Here is a 14,425-nt window from a genome sequence, read left to right as displayed (position 1 = left end):
GAATCCGGGGTGCGGGCCCCACCAGGGCTGATCTGATGGGGCCCGCACCCCGACCCCCTCGAAAGGGAAGGGCCCCTTGAGCCTCCTCATCGCCGACATCGGCACGCTGGTGACCAACGACCCCGCGCTCGGCAGCGGCCCGCTGGGTGTGGTCCCGGACGCGGCCGTGGTCGTGGAGGGCAGCCGGATCGCCTGGGTGGGCCCGGCCGCCGCCGCGCCCGCCGCGGACGAACGGTTCGACGCCAAGCACCGCGCGATGCTGCCCGGCTTCGTCGACTCGCACGCCCACCTGGTCTTCGCGGGCGACCGGACCGCCGAGTTCAACGCCCGGATGTCCGGCCAGGCCTACACCGCCGGCGGCATCCGCACCACGGTCGCCGCCACCCGGGCCGCCACCGACGCCGAGCTGGACGCCAACCTGGTCCGCTTCCTGCGCGAGGCCCTGCACCAGGGCACCACCACCGTCGAGTGCAAGTCCGGCTACGGGCTGACCGTCGCCGACGAGGCCCGGGCGCTGCGGATCGCCGCCTCGCACACCCCCGAGACCACCTACCTGGGCGCGCACGTGGTCGCCCCCGAGTTCGCCGACGACCCGGCCGGCTACGTCGACCTGGTCACCGGCGAGATGCTGGACGCCTGCGCCCCGCACGCCCGCTGGGTGGACGTCTTCTGCGAGCGCGGCGCCTTCGACGGCGACCAGGCCCGCGCCGTCCTCACCGCGGGGATCGAGCGCGGTCTGACCCCGAGGGTGCACGCCAACCAGCTCTCGTACGGTCCCGGCGTGCAGCTGGCGGTCGAGCTGGGCGCCGCCTCCGCCGACCACTGCACCCACCTGACCGACGAGGACGTGGCCGCGCTGGCCGGCTCCGAGACGGTCGCCACCCTGCTGCCGGGCGCCGAGTTCTCCACCCGCGCCGAGTACCCGAACGCCCGCCGGCTGCTGGACGCGGGCGCCACCGTCGCGCTGTCCACCGACTGCAACCCCGGCTCCAGCTTCACCAGCTCGATGGCGTTCTGCATCGCGGTCGCCGTCCGCGAGATGGGCATGACCCCGGAGGAGGCGGTGCACGCCGCCACCGCGGGCGGCGCCCGCGCGCTGCGCCGCACCGACGTCGGCGTCATCACCCCGGGCGCCCGGGCCGACCTGCTGCTGCTGGAGGCCCCCTCGCACGTCCACCTGGCCTACCGGCCGGGCGTGCCGCTGACCGCCGCGGTCTGGCGGGCGGGCGCATGCGAGTTCTGAGCGGCCCAGGACGCCGCCGAAGGTCGGCGGCGTCCTGCACCGCCGACCACGAAGGGCCGGTACCCGCCTCGGCGGGTACCGGCCCTTCGTGGTGCCGGGGGTGGCGTCAGTGGACGTCGCCCATCAGCTTGACGACCTTCTTGCGGTACATCGCCAGCCCGATGCCGGCGATGATCGCCAGCACGCCCTGGACCGCGAAGTACCAGGTGGAGCCGGTGGCGTCGCCCAGCACCAGCTGGAAGATCGCGGCCACGCAGTCGCCCGCCGTGACGGCGAGGAACCAGACACCCATCATCTGGCTGGCGTACTTGGCCGGGGCCAGCTTGGTCGTGACGGACAGGCCGACCGGGGAGAGCGTGAGCTCACCGACGGTCTGGACCAGGTAGACCATGGCCAGCCAGAGCGGCGTGACCTTGGTGCCGCCGGACGCCGCCGCCATCGCCAGCATCATCACCAGGAAGGACGCGCCGATCATCAGCAGGCCGATCGCGAACTTCATGGTGGTGCTGGGGTTCTTGCCGCGGCGGGCGAGGGCCACCCACAGCCAGGCGAAGACCGGGGCCAGCGCCATGATGTAGAGCGGGTTGAGCGACTGGAACCAGCTGGACGGGAAGTCGAAGCCGAACAGCGTGGAGGCGGTGTTGTCGTCCGCGAACACGCTCAGCGTCGAGCCGGACTGGTCGTAGATCATCCAGAACACGGCGGCCGCGACGAAGAACCAGATGTAGCCGCTCATCTTGGACTGCTCGTCCGAGCTGAGGTCCTTGTCCCGCTTCACCTTGCCGAAGACGAAGACCGGCAGCGCGATGCCCGCGATGGACAGCGGCCAGATCACCCAGTCGATGGTGAAGCTGCCGGTCAGCGCGACGACGGCGTAGAACACCACGGCCAGCGCCAGCCACAGGCCGGCCTTGCGGAACACGTCGCGCTTCTCGGCGGCCGAGATCGGCGAGGACACCACGTCGCTGCGGGCGCTCAGGTGGCGGGTGCCGAGCAGGAACTGGCCGAGGCCCAGGGCCATGCCGACACCGGCGAGGGCGAAGCCGAGGTGCCAGTTGACGCTCTGGCCCACGGTGCCGATGACCAGCGGCGCGGCGAAGGCACCGAGGTTGATGCCCATGTAGAAGATCGTGAAGCCACCGTCGCGGCGCGGGTCGTTCGGCCCGTCGTAGAGGTGGCCGACCATCGTCGAGATGTTGGCCTTCAGCAGACCGGAACCGATGGCGATCAGGCCGAGGCCCGCGAAGAAGGACACGGTGGCCGGAACGGCCAGCATGAAGTGTCCGGCCATGATGATCGTGCCGCCGACGGCGACGGTCTTGCGGGCGCCGAGGAAGCGGTCGGCGATCCAGCCACCGGGCAGGGCCAGCAGGTAGACCATGGCGGTGTACACGCTGTAGACCGCGGCGGCGACGGCCACCTTCATGCCGAGTCCGCCGTCGGTGGTGGCGGCCGTCATGTAGAGGACGAGCAGGGCGCGCATGCCGTAGTAGCTGAAGCGCTCCCACATCTCGCTCATGAAGAGAGTGGCGAGGCCCCGGGGGTGCCCGAGGAAGGTCTTGCCGCTGGGAGGGGCCGACTGAATGCCGGCATCCAGGGTGGTAGACGCCATGTGTAGGGGTTCCTTGCCTGACTTCGTCCGCCAAGGGGGGTGGAGGCGGACGGGGACCAAACCACTGTACGTGGCGGTTTTCCATGACATGGCCGGGCAAACATCGCAAATCAGGTAACGCGCAGGCAAAGTCCCGGCGACCCCGTGGCGCCTAATCGATGGCGCGAGCGGAAATTGTCCTTTGAAGTGAAGGTAGCACGTCCGATTCTTCGGCAAAGACCCCCATCCGACCCCCCGGATGGCCGGATGGCGGAACTCGCCCGATGATCACGCTCTGTGAACTAGTTCACAGTGGGCGCCGGGGCCGCCATGGTTGCCCCCTCGCCAGGTCATGCGGAGGTCAAGGGCCAGGACGCACCCTGATCAGGGGGCCCGCGGCGGTCTAACATCAGCCCATGACCTGTGTGCTGCTGGCCGAGGACGACCCGGCAATCTCCGAACCGCTGGCCCGCGCGCTGCGCCGGGAGGGCTATGAGGTGCTGGTCCGCGAGGACGGACCGGCCGCGCTGGGGGCGGGGCTCACCGAGGAGGTCGACCTGATCGTCCTCGACCTGGGTCTGCCCGAGATGGACGGCCTGGAGGTCTGCCGGCGGCTGCGCGCCGACGGCAAGAGCTTCCCGGTCCTGGTGCTCACCGCCCGCGCCGACGAGGTGGACACCGTGGTCGGCCTCGACGCGGGCGCCGACGACTACGTCACCAAGCCGTTCCGGCTGGCCGAGCTGCTCGCCCGGGTCCGGGCGCTGCTGCGCCGCGGCAACGTCGACCAGCTCACCACCGGCGCGCACGGCGTCAAGATCGACATCGAGTCGCACCGCGCCTGGCTCGGCGAGGAGGAGCTCACCCTCTCCGCCAAGGAGTTCGAGCTGCTGCGGGTCCTGGTCCGGGACGCCGGCCGGGTGGTCACCCGCGAGGAGATCATGCGGCAGGTCTGGGACACCACCTGGTGGACCTCGACCAAGACCCTCGACATGCACATCTCCTGGCTGCGCAAGAAGCTCGGCGACGACGCGGCCAACCCGCGCTACATCGCGACCGTCCGCGGCGTGGGCTTCCGCTTCGAGAAGAACTGACGGACGGCCCCGCCGAAGTACCGACGACGAAGTACCGACGACGAAGGACCGCCCGGCGTGAAGCGCAGGATGATCAATTCACTGCTGGGCGTGGTCCTGGTGGTGGTCGCGGTGTTCTGCGTGCCGCTGGCACTGATCGAGAAGCAGAGCATCGTCGGCGCCGCCAACGACCGGGTCGACGCGGCCGCCGTCCGGGTCCTCGGCCTGGTCGAGAGCCGGCTGGCGGCCGGCGAGCCGGTCACCGGCGAGAAGTTCGCCGCCCAGGTCACCGACGGCTCCTTCGTCACCGTCGACATCCCCGGCCAGCCGCTCATCGCGGCCGGCCGCCCGGTCCAGGGCGCCGCCCTGACCGCCACCGAACAGGGCCTCAGCGGCGAGACCGTCACCGTGATGCAGTCCCGCGAGGACGTCGACCACGAGATCGGCAACATGCTGCTGCTGCTCGGGGTGGTCGCCCTGCTCGCCGTCCAGGCCGCCGTCGCACTCGCGGTCTGGCAGGCCAAACGGCTCGCCCGGCCGCTCACCGACCTCGCCGAGACCGCCGAACGCCTCGGCTCCGGCGACCCGCGCCCCCGCGACCGCCGGTACGGGGTGCCCGAACTCGACCGGATCGCCGAGGTCCTGGACGCCAGCGCCGAGCGGATCGCCCGGATGCTCACGGCCGAACGCCGGCTCGCCGCCGACGCCTCCCACCAGCTGCGCACCCCGCTCACGGCGCTGTCCATGCGGCTGGAGGAGATCACCGCGCTCGCCGAGGAACCCCGGACCGTCCGCGAGGAGGCCGCCATCGGCCTCCAGCAGGTCGAGCGGCTCACCGACGTGGTGCAGCGGCTGCTCACCAACCAGCGCGACCGCAGCAGCCCGACGGCCGTCGGCTTCCCGCTGGACGAGGTGATCAAGCAGCAGGTGGAGGAGTGGGGGCCGCCGCTGCGCGACAGCGGCCGGCGGCTGGTGATCGAGGGCCTGCACGGCGCCGAGGTGACCGGCACCCCCGGGACGGTCGCCCAGGTGCTCGCCACGCTCATCGAGAACTCGCTGATGCACGGCGCCGGCACCATCACCCTGCGGGTCCGCCGCTCCGGCAGCTCGATCGTCACCGAGGTCCAGGACGAGGGCGCGGGCGTCCCGCCGGAGCTCGGCAACCGGGTCTTCGAACGCGCGGTCAGCGGCCGCAACTCCACCGGCATCGGCCTCGCCGTGGCCCGCGACCTCGCCGAGGCGGACGGCGGCCGACTGGAACTGCTCTCCCTCCGGCCGGCGGTGTTCGCCCTGTTCGTCGGGCGGAGCCGGACGACCGACTAGCGCTGCGTCGGGCGGAGCCGGACGACCGACTGGCGCTGCGTCGGGCGGAGCCGGACGACCGACTGGCGCTGCGTCGGGCGGAGCCGGACGACCGACCAGCGCTGCGTCGGGCGGAGCCGGCCGGCGTCGGACCGCGCACAGGTGGGACCGGCGCCGGTCAGGGGGCCAGGAAGTCCGCGCGGCGGTGCGGCTCGGGGACGGCGGTTCCGGCGGTTCCGGTGGTTCAGGAACGCTGGGCGACCGCTGCCGCGGGCGGCTGCTCGGCGGCGAGGAGGAGCTCGGCCTCGGCGACCACGGCGGGCTCGGCCGGTTCGGCGAGCTCCGGGAGGGCCTTGAACACCCAGGTGCGGTAGGAGAAGAAGCGGAACACCGTGCCCGCGGCCAGACCGACGAACTTCGCGGCGAGCTGCATGGGGTGCGAGGTGAGGCCGAGGACGTAGACCGAGAAGCCGAGCACACCGGTCTCGATCAGCATCCCGGCGCCGCTGAAGAGCAGGAAGAGGGTGATCTCGCGCTTGCGCGAGGCCGCGTCGCGGTCGCGGTACAGCCAGTACCGGTAGCCGAGGTAGTTGGTCGCGATGGCGACCAGGGTGGCGGCGATGTTGGACCGCAGGGAGGCCAGGCCGAGGCCGTTGATGCAGATCCAGAAGACGAGGAAGTTGACGACGACGCCGCTCAGTCCGACGATGCCGAACTTGACGACCTCGCCCGAGACCCCGCGCAGGCGGTTCGCGAGCGACGGCTTGGGCGCGGTGGTGGTCGTCATACCCGACTGTCTCCTGTGCTCGCCTGCCTTGGGGGCCGTGCGCGCGGCGCTGCGGCACGATACCGAAACCCCTATCGACGCATGATCGGATAGTGCTTTTCCCGGGGTCCGGCCATCCAGGCTACTCGCTCCCCGACGGGCCGTCCCCACCCCGGGGGGCGCTCTTTACCCGCCAGGACGCCGTTACACCCGCGGTGACCGGCCCGGATATCCTGGGCGGCGTGACTCTTGCGGGCAAGGCAAATTTTCCAGTGGTCGGCATGATCGGCGGCGGGCAGCTGGCCCGCATGGCGCACCAGGCGGGGGTCCCGCTCGGGATCCGCTTCAAGCTCCTCGCCGACACCCCCCAGGACTCGGCGGCCCAGGTGGTCTCGGACGTGGTCCTCGGTGACTACCGGGACCTGGAGACGCTGCGCCGGTTCGCGGCCGGCTGCGACGTGGTCACCTTCGACCACGAGCACGTCCCGACCGAGCACCTGCGGGCCCTGCAGGCCGACGGGGTCGCCGTCCGGCCGGGCCCCGACGCGCTGGTGAACGCCCAGGACAAGGGCGTGATGCGGGCCAAGCTGGACTCGATCGGGGTGCCCTGCCCGCGTCACCGGCTGGTCGCCGACCCGGCCGACGTGACCGCCTTCGCGCACGAGGGCGCCGGCTACCCGGTGGTCCTGAAGACCGTCCGCGGCGGCTACGACGGCAAGGGCGTGTGGGTCGTCGACGACGAGCAGGAGGCCGCCGCGCCGTTCCTGGCCGGGGTGCCGGTGCTGGCCGAGGAGAAGGTCGACTTCGTCCGCGAGCTGGCCGCCAACGTGGTCCGCTCGCCCAGCGGCCAGGCGGTGGCCTACCCGGTGGTGGAGAGCCTCCAGGAGAACGGCGTCTGCGCCGAGGTGACCGCGCCCGCGCCGGACCTGGACCCGGAACTCGCGGGCGAGGCCCAGGCGCTGGCCCTGCGGATCGCCGGCGAGCTGGACATCACCGGCCACCTGGCGGTCGAGCTGTTCCAGACCCGGGACGGCCGGATCCTGGTCAACGAGCTGGCGATGCGCCCGCACAACTCCGGCCACTGGACCCAGGACGGCGCCGTCACCTCGCAGTTCGAGAACCACCTGCGGGCCGTCCTCGACCTCCCGCTGGGCGACCCCCGCCCGCGCGCCAGGTGGACCGTGATGGTCAACGTCCTCGGCGGGGACTACCCCGACATGTACCACGCCTTCCTGCACTGCATGGCCCGCGATCCCGGTCTGCGGATCCACATGTACGGGAAGGACGTGAAGCCCGGCCGCAAGGTCGGCCACGTCAACGTCTTCGGGGACGACCTCGACGACGTCCGCGAGCGCGCCCGCCACGCGGCCGCCTACCTGCGAGGGACCATCACAGAATGACTGACCCGATCATCGGCATCGTCATGGGCTCGGACTCCGACTGGCCCGTGATGGAGGCCGCCGCCCAGGCCCTGGACGAGTTCGAGATCCCGTACGAGGTCGACGTGGTCTCCGCGCACCGGATGCCGCGCGAGATGGTGGCGTACGGCGAGCGGGCGCACACCCGCGGCCTGAAGGCGATCATCGCCGGTGCGGGCGGCGCGGCCCACCTGCCGGGCATGCTGGCCTCGGTGACCCCGCTGCCGGTGATCGGCGTGCCGGTGCCGCTGCGCTACCTGGACGGGATGGACAGCCTGCTGTCGATCGTCCAGATGCCGGCCGGTGTGCCGGTGGCCACCGTCTCGGTGGCCGGGGCGCGCAACGCCGGCCTGCTGGCGGTCCGGATGCTCGCCGCGTTCGACCCCGAACTGGCCGAGAAGATGGTCGAGTTCCAGGCCGAGCTGAACACCCAGGCGACCGACAAGGGCCGGAAGCTGCGGGCCAAGGTGGCCGGTTCGGCCTCGTTCGGCTTCGGCAAGTAGCCCGGGTATCCCGGCCGGTGGTGCGGGCACGGTAGAACAGGGGCATGACGCCTGAACTGCTCGACCGTGCCCTCGCGCTGCTCCGCGAGACCCCGGTGGTCGACGGCCACAACGACCTGCCCTGGGCGATGCGGGCCCAGGTCGGCTACGACCTGGACGCCCTCGACCTGGGCGCGGACCAGAGCGGCCGGCTGCACACCGACCTGGTCCGGCTGCGCGCCGGCGGGGTCGGCGCGCAGTTCTGGTCGGTCTACGTCCGCTCGGACTGGGCGGGCGACCGCGCGGTCAGCGCCACCCTGGAGCAGATCGACTTCGTCCGCACCCTGGTGCAGCGCAACCCCGCGGAGCTGCGGCTCGCCCTGACGGCGGACGACATGGAGGCCGCCCGGGCCGAGGGCCGGATCGCCTCGCTGATGGGCGCCGAGGGCGGCCACTCGATCGACTGCTCGCTCGGCACCCTGCGGATGCTGTACGAGCTGGGCGTGCGCTACCTGACGCTGACCCACAACGACAACGTGCCGTGGGCGGACTCCGCCACCGACGAGCCGGTCGCCGGCGGGCTGACCGCGTTCGGCGAGGCGGTCGTCCGGGAGATGAACCGGATCGGCATGCTGGTCGACCTCTCGCACGTCTCCGCCGACACCATGCGGGCCGCCCTGCGGGTCTCCGAGGCGCCGGTGATCTTCTCGCACTCCTCCGCGCGCGCCGTCTGCGACCACCCGCGCAACGTCCCGGACGACGTGCTCGCCCAGCTGCCCCGCAACGGCGGCGTGGCGATGGCCACCTTCGTGCCCAAGTTCATCCTGCCCGCCGCCATCGAGTGGACCGCCGCCGCCGACGCCAACATGCGCGCCCACGGCCTGCACCCGCTGGAGACCACCCCGGAGGCGATGGCGGTGCAGGGCGCGTACGAGCAGGCCCACCCGAGGCCGTCGGCCACCGTGGCCACCGTCGCCGACCACCTGGACCACATGCGCGAGGTCGCCGGGATCGACCACATCGGCATCGGCGGCGACTTCGACGGCACCGCCTTCCTCCCCGACGGACTCCAGGACGTCGCGGGCTACCCCAACCTGATCGCCGAACTGCTCGGCCGGGGCTGGTCCGCGGCCGACCTCGGGAAGCTCACCTGGCACAACGCGGTGCGGGCGCTGCGGGACGCCGAGGACGTCGCCACCGACCTGCAGCTCACCTTCCGCGGCCCGTCCTGGGCCACCATCGGGCAGCTCGACGGCCGTGGTTGACCTTCCCCCTGGGGGAGACGGGACGGTGGTGGACATGGAGGAGGAGGACCCGCTCCTGGGCATCGGCGCCTTCGCGCGCCGCTCCCGGCTGTCGCAGAAGGCGCTCCGGCTGTACGACGGCCAGGGCGTGCTGCGGCCGGACCGGGTGGACCCGGCCACCGGCTACCGCTACTACCGCGAGAGCCGACTGGCCGACGCGCGGCGGATCAGGCTGCTGCGCGGCCTGGACATGCCGCTCGCGGCGGTGGCCGAGGTGCTGGCCGCGCCCGGTCCGCAGGCCGCCGCTCTGGTCGACGCGTACTGGGAGCAGGTCGAACGCCGGACCGCCGCCCAGCGCGAGCTGGCCGCCTACCTCCGCATCCAACTCAACGGTGGCGAAGGGATCCTGGACATGTTCGACATTCAGCAGCGCGAGGTGCCGGAGCAGCTGGTGCTGACCGAGCAGCGGCACGTCCGGCCGGAGGAGCTGCCGGAGTGGATCCCGGCGGCCTGCGACCGGCTGTTCGCCGTCGCACAGGCCCACGGCGGTGTCTTCGGGGCGCCGTTCGTGGTCTACCACGGCGAGGTCAACGACGACAGCGACGGGCCGGTGGAGCTGTGCGTCCCGGTCGACCCGGCCCGCACGGGCGGGTTCGGCGCGCCGACCCGGACCGAGCCGGCCCACCGGGAGGCGTACACCACCATCACCAAGGCCCAGGTGGTGTACCCGCAGATCCTCTCCGCCTACGACGCCGTCTTCCAGTGGGCCAAGGAGCACGGTGAGACGGTCAGCGCCGGCCCCCGCGAGGTCTACTTCGTGAACTGGGACGACGCCGCCCCCGGCGACCCGGCCTGCGACATCGCGGTGCCGATCGGTTAGCCGAGCCGGGGCAGTTCGATCGCCGGGCAGCGGTCCATCACCATGTCCAGCCCGGCCGCCGTGGTGCGCGCGTGGGCGGCCTCGTCGACCACGTCCAGCTGGAACCAGACCGCCTTGGCACCCACGGCCACGGCCTGGTCGGCGACCTCGCCGGCCAGGCCGCTGTTGACGAACACGTCCACCACGTCGACCGGGAACGGGATCTCGGCGAGGGTGGCGTACCCCTGCTCGCCGAGCACCGTCTCGGCCTTCGGGTGCACCGGCACCACCCGCTTGCCCGCCCGCTGCAGCACCTGCGCGACGCCGTACGCCGCCCGGCGGGTGTTGTTGGACAGGCCGACCACCGCCCAGGTGTCGCCCGAGTCCTGAAGGATCCTGCGCACCGTCTCCCGGTCTCCGTAGCTCATGCCACGGCCAACCACGGCCCGGGCCGCCGCATTCCGCCGGGCGGGCCCCGGCCCGGCGGCCGCTACTCCGCGCCGGGGCGGCCCATCGCCCGGTAGGTCCAGCCGGCCGAACGCCAGCGCTCGACGTCCAGGATGTTGCGGCCGTCCAGTATCCGGCGCTCGGCGACCACGTCGCCCAGCTGCGCCGGGTCCAGCTCGCGGAACTCCTGCCACTCGGTCAGGTGCAGCACCACGTGCGCGCCCTCGACGGCCTCCAGCGGGGTGGCGGCGTACGACAGGCTGGGGAACATCTTGCGGGCGTTGTCCATCGCCTTCGGGTCGTAGACCGTCACCTGCGCGCCCTGGAGCTGGATCTGGCCGGCCACGTTGAGCGCGGGGGAGTCCCGGATGTCGTCCGAGTTGGGCTTGAACGCGGCGCCCAGCACCGCGACCCGGCGGCCCAGGAAGCCGCCGCCGCACTGCTCGCGGGCCAGCTCCACCATCCGGGAGCGGCGCCGCATGTTGATCGAGTCGACCTCGCGCAGGAAGGTCAGCGCCTGGTCGGCGCCCAGCTCCCCGGCGCGCGCCATGAAGGCCCGGATGTCCTTGGGCAGGCAGCCGCCGCCGAAGCCGAGGCCCGCGTTGAGGAACTTGCCGCCGATCCGCTCGTCGTAGGAGAGCGCCTTGGCCAGCTGCGTCACGTCCGCGCCGGCGCTCTCGCAGACCTCGGCCATCGCGTTGATGAACGAGATCTTGGTGGCCAGGAAGGAGTTGGCGGCGGCCTTGACCAGCTCGGCGGTCGGGAAGTCGGTCACCACGAAGGGCACGCCCTCGGCGATCGGCGTCGCGTACACCTCGCGCAGCAGCTGCTCGGCCCGCTCGCTGCGGACGCCGACCACCAGCCGGTCCGGGTGCAGGGTGTCGCCGACCGCGTAGCCCTCGCGCAGGAACTCCGGGTTCCAGGCCAGCTCGGCGGCCTCGCCGGCCGGGGCCAGCGCGGCCAGCCGCTCGGCCAGCCGGTTGGCGCTGCCGACCGGCACGGTGGACTTGCCGACCACCAGGGTCGGCCGGGTCAGGTGCGGGGCGAGGGCGTCCAGCGCGGCGTCGACGTAGCTCATGTCGGCGGCGAACTCGCCCTTCTTCTGCGGGGTGTTGACGCAGATGAAGTGGACGTCGCCGAACTCGGCGACCTCCTGCGGGGAGTCGGTGAAGCGCAGCCGGCCGGTCGAGCCCTCGTGGCCGGGGACGTGCTTGACCAGCAGCTCGGCCAGCCCGGGTTCGTACATCGGCACCCGGCCCGCGGAGAGTGCGGCGATCTTCTCCGGGTCGATGTCCAGGCCGAGCACCTCGAAGCCGAGCTCCGCCATGCAGGCGGCGTGCGTCGCACCCAGGTATCCGGTACCGATCACGGTGAGGCGGAGGGCCACTGCTTCCCCTTTGGTGTTCCGGGACTATGGCCGGCCGGGTCGGTACCCGAGGCCGCAGGCACCGATGGTATCCGCCGGACGGGCGGCCGTGGGGCGCTCCCCCCAAGGCGGATTCCGAAGCTCTGGGTAACTCCACGGCCACCTGCGGGTATCGGTCCCGACCGGAACTCCTGTTTCAATCCCGCGGCCGCGGCCGGACCGACAGAATGCGCGCATGGACGCGCGGGAGCACGAGGACGGGGCGGACGGGCAGCCCGGGCCGCTGAGCTTTTTCGACCGGCAGGACGACAGCGGGGAGCCGCCCGAGCAGGAGGCCGCCGACCGCGGTTCCCGGCGCCGGCGCCGGACCAGGCGGGTGCTGGTCTGGACCCTGGCCACCCTGCTGGTGCTGATCGGCGCGGGCGTCGGCGGCGTCTGGTGGACCGCCGAGCACTACGCCTCCTCGGTCGAGCGGATACCCGGCGCGTTCCCGAGCGTCCCGGAGTCCGCGCAGCCCAAGCCGGTGCCGGGAACCGGGACGACGTTCCTGCTGGTCGGCCTGGACGCCCGCTCGGACGTGCCCACCACCGGCGGCCAGGCCAAGGCCCCGGCCTGGAAGGAGGGGGCGAGCCGCAGCGACACCATGATGCTGCTGCACCTGTCCGAGGACCGCCGGAGCGTCTCGCTGGTCTCGATCGCCCGGGACACCTGGGTGCCGGTGCCCGGCCACGGCATGGCGAAGATCAACGCGGCGTACTCCTGGGGCGGCCCGGCGCTGATGGTCGACACCGTGCAGAAGCTCACCGGCATCCGGATCGACCACGTCGCGGTGATCGACTGGAACGGCTTCAAGAAGCTCACCGACGCCGTCGGCGGCGTCGACATCACCATCCCGCAGACCATCGAGGCCAAGGGCGACGCCCGGGAGTGGCTCAAGGGCACCCACCACATGAGCGGCGAGGAGGCCCTGCTGTACGTCCGCGAGCGGCACGGCCTGCCCAACGGCGACCTGGACCGCACCAAGCGGCAGCAGAACTTCCTGCGGGCCCTGATGATCCAGACCATGAACGCCGGCACCCTCGGCAACCCCGCCCGGCTGACCGGCCTGCTGCAGGCCGTCGGCGACGTGGTCAGCGTCGACGACCGGCTCAGCAACACCGACCTCTACGACCTCGGCTGGAGCCTGCGCGCGGTGCGCCCGGACGACGTCCGCTTCATGAACGCCCCGTTCGGCGGCTTCGACAGCATCGACGGCCAGGACGTGGTCAAGCTCGACACGGCCGCCGCCACCGCGCTCTGGGAGTCGATCCGCAACGACCGGATGGCCGACTACTTCGCCCAGCACCGGACCACCAGCGACACCCTGGGGGAGAGCGTCCGCTGAGGCCCGGCCCGGCGCCGGGCCGCTCACCCGCTGTCGCGCAGGTCACCTGCGCGCGGGGTGCGGGCGAGCCTAGGATGCATCTACTGAACGGTAATTAACGCTTTCGCGCGAAGGGTGTGGCACATGGCGGGCAGCTCGGACTTCGACCTCTTCCGGCTCAGTGAGGAGCACGAGATGCTCCGGGAGACGGTGCGTGCGCTGTCGGAGGCGAAGATCGCTCCGTTCGCGGCGGAGGTGGACGAGCAGGGGCGGTTCCCGCAGGAGGCGTTGGACGCGTTGCAGGGCAGTGATCTGCATGCGGTGCACGTGCCGGAGGAGTTCGGTGGTGCGGGGGCGGATGCGCTGGCGACGGTGATCGTGATCGAGGAGGTGGCGCGGGTGTGTGCCTCGTCGTCGCTGATCCCGGCGGTCAACAAGCTGGGTTCGCTGCCGGTGCAGTTGTCGGGTTCGCCGGAGTTGAAGGCGAAGTACCTGGGGGCGCTGGCGCGGGGTGAGGGGATGTTCTCGTACTGCCTGTCGGAGCCGGAGGCGGGTTCGGATGCGGCGGGGATGCGGACGCGGGCGGTGCGGGACGGGGATTTCTGGGTCCTGGACGGGGTGAAGCGGTGGATCACGAATGCGGGGGTGTCGGAGTTCTACACGGTGATGGCGGTGACGGATCCGTCGTTGCGGTCGAAGGGGATTTCGGCGTTCGTGGTGGAGAAGGGCGATGCGGGGGTGTCGTTCGGGGCTCCGGAGAAGAAGTTGGGGATCAAGGGGTCGCCGACGCGTGAGGTGTATTTCGACGGGGTGCGGATTCCGGCGGACCGGATGATCGGTGCGGAGGGGACGGGGTTCGCGACGGCGATGCGGACGTTGGACCACACGCGGGTGACGATCGCGGCGCAGGCGATCGGTATTGCGCAGGGGGCGTTGGACTTCGCGGCGGGGTATGTGAAGGAGCGCAAGCAGTTCGGGAAGGCGATCGCGGAGTTCCAGGGTGTGCAGTTCATGCTGGCGGACATGGCGATGAAGCTGGAGGCGGCGCGGCAGTTGACGTATGCGGCGGCGGCGAAGTCGCAGCGCACGGATGGTGATCTGACGTTCTTCGGGGCGGCGGCGAAGTGTTTCGCGTCGGATGTGGCGATGGAGATCACCACGGATGCGGTGCAGTTGCTGGGTGGGTACGGGTACACGCGGGATTATCCGGTGGAGCGGATGATGCGGGACGCGAAGATCACCCAGATCTACGAGGGCACCAACCAGGTCCAGCG

General features: G+C 71.8%; 13 protein-coding genes. 9 read left to right on the top strand and 4 right to left on the bottom strand.

The genetic code is table 11. The annotated features are described in order from the left end of the window. The first annotated feature begins 76 nt into the window (after positions 1–76). Positions 77–1,243, top strand: a complete 1,167-nt coding sequence (hutI, locus tag AC2TEW_RS33055) for an imidazolonepropionase (protein WP_484626965.1) — start codon at positions 77–79, stop codon at positions 1,241–1,243. Between the two features lie 106 nt (positions 1,244–1,349). Here the strand turns inward: hutI and AC2TEW_RS33050 are convergent, their stop codons facing one another. Further along, the gene (locus AC2TEW_RS33050) at positions 1,350–2,855 is read right to left on the bottom strand and encodes a peptide MFS transporter (RefSeq protein WP_484626964.1); all 1,506 of its coding nucleotides are present in this window, start codon (positions 2,853–2,855) and stop codon (positions 1,350–1,352) included. A 395-nt stretch (positions 2,856–3,250) separates the two neighbouring features. On the opposite strand from AC2TEW_RS33050, the gene AC2TEW_RS33045 reads away from it, so the two are divergent. Together AC2TEW_RS33045 and AC2TEW_RS33040 are read left to right on the top strand one after the other, a co-directional pair. After that, positions 3,251–3,925: a response regulator transcription factor gene (locus AC2TEW_RS33045; RefSeq protein ID WP_033818466.1), complete on the top strand. Its 675-nt coding sequence runs from the start codon at positions 3,251–3,253 to the stop codon at positions 3,923–3,925. A 57-nt stretch (positions 3,926–3,982) separates the two neighbouring features. Then, positions 3,983–5,227 (top strand): sensor histidine kinase, encoded by a 1,245-nt coding sequence (locus AC2TEW_RS33040; RefSeq protein ID WP_484626963.1) that lies wholly within the window; start codon positions 3,983–3,985, stop codon positions 5,225–5,227. A gap of 223 nt (positions 5,228–5,450) precedes the next feature. Here the strand turns inward: AC2TEW_RS33040 and AC2TEW_RS33035 are convergent, their stop codons facing one another. Beyond that, positions 5,451–5,993 (bottom strand): GtrA family protein, encoded by a 543-nt coding sequence (locus AC2TEW_RS33035; RefSeq protein ID WP_033818469.1) that lies wholly within the window; start codon positions 5,991–5,993, stop codon positions 5,451–5,453. A gap of 260 nt (positions 5,994–6,253) precedes the next feature. Here AC2TEW_RS33035 and AC2TEW_RS33030 point away from each other — a divergent pair, with 260 nt between their 5' ends. Genes AC2TEW_RS33030 through AC2TEW_RS33015 form a run of 4 tightly spaced genes read left to right on the top strand, consistent with a single transcriptional unit; the run spans position 6,254 to position 9,996 of the window. Continuing rightward, positions 6,254–7,372 carry a 5-(carboxyamino)imidazole ribonucleotide synthase gene (locus AC2TEW_RS33030; protein ID WP_484627005.1) on the top strand — a complete coding sequence of 373 codons (1,119 nt, stop codon included), beginning with the start codon at positions 6,254–6,256 and terminating at the stop codon, positions 7,370–7,372. Continuing rightward, the gene (gene purE / locus AC2TEW_RS33025; RefSeq protein WP_033818470.1) at positions 7,369–7,893 is read left to right on the top strand and encodes a 5-(carboxyamino)imidazole ribonucleotide mutase; all 525 of its coding nucleotides are present in this window, start codon (positions 7,369–7,371) and stop codon (positions 7,891–7,893) included. The genes AC2TEW_RS33030 and purE overlap by 4 nt, the downstream gene beginning before the upstream one ends. A gap of 44 nt (positions 7,894–7,937) precedes the next feature. Next, complete coding sequence (locus AC2TEW_RS33020; RefSeq protein ID WP_484626962.1) at positions 7,938–9,137, top strand: dipeptidase; 1,200 nt, start codon at positions 7,938–7,940, stop codon at positions 9,135–9,137. A 34-nt stretch (positions 9,138–9,171) separates the two neighbouring features. Beyond that, positions 9,172–9,996, top strand: a complete 825-nt coding sequence (locus AC2TEW_RS33015) for a MerR family transcriptional regulator (RefSeq protein WP_484627004.1) — start codon at positions 9,172–9,174, stop codon at positions 9,994–9,996. On the opposite strand, the gene AC2TEW_RS33010 is transcribed toward AC2TEW_RS33015, so the two are convergent. Beyond that, positions 9,993–10,403, bottom strand: coding sequence for a CoA-binding protein (locus AC2TEW_RS33010; protein WP_484626961.1), 411 nt, complete (start codon positions 10,401–10,403; stop codon positions 9,993–9,995). The genes AC2TEW_RS33015 and AC2TEW_RS33010 overlap by 4 nt on opposite strands. 62 nt (positions 10,404–10,465) lie before the next feature. Further along, positions 10,466–11,809: a UDP-glucose dehydrogenase family protein gene (locus tag AC2TEW_RS33005; protein ID WP_484626960.1), complete on the bottom strand. Its 1,344-nt coding sequence runs from the start codon at positions 11,807–11,809 to the stop codon at positions 10,466–10,468. Between the two features lie 214 nt (positions 11,810–12,023). Here AC2TEW_RS33005 and AC2TEW_RS33000 point away from each other — a divergent pair, with 214 nt between their 5' ends. Next, positions 12,024–13,172: an LCP family protein gene (locus AC2TEW_RS33000; protein ID WP_484626959.1), complete on the top strand. Its 1,149-nt coding sequence runs from the start codon at positions 12,024–12,026 to the stop codon at positions 13,170–13,172. 123 nt (positions 13,173–13,295) lie between these two features. After that, positions 13,296–14,425, top strand: a 1,130-nt coding sequence (locus AC2TEW_RS32995) for an acyl-CoA dehydrogenase family protein (protein WP_484626958.1), incomplete at its 3' end; no start/stop codon positions are given.

It is taken from the genome of Kitasatospora sp. NEAU-CNBT7 (genome assembly GCF_057220535.1).
The sequence above is the reverse complement of the archived record's forward strand: the minus strand, read 5'-3'. Positions and strand labels throughout refer to the sequence as shown.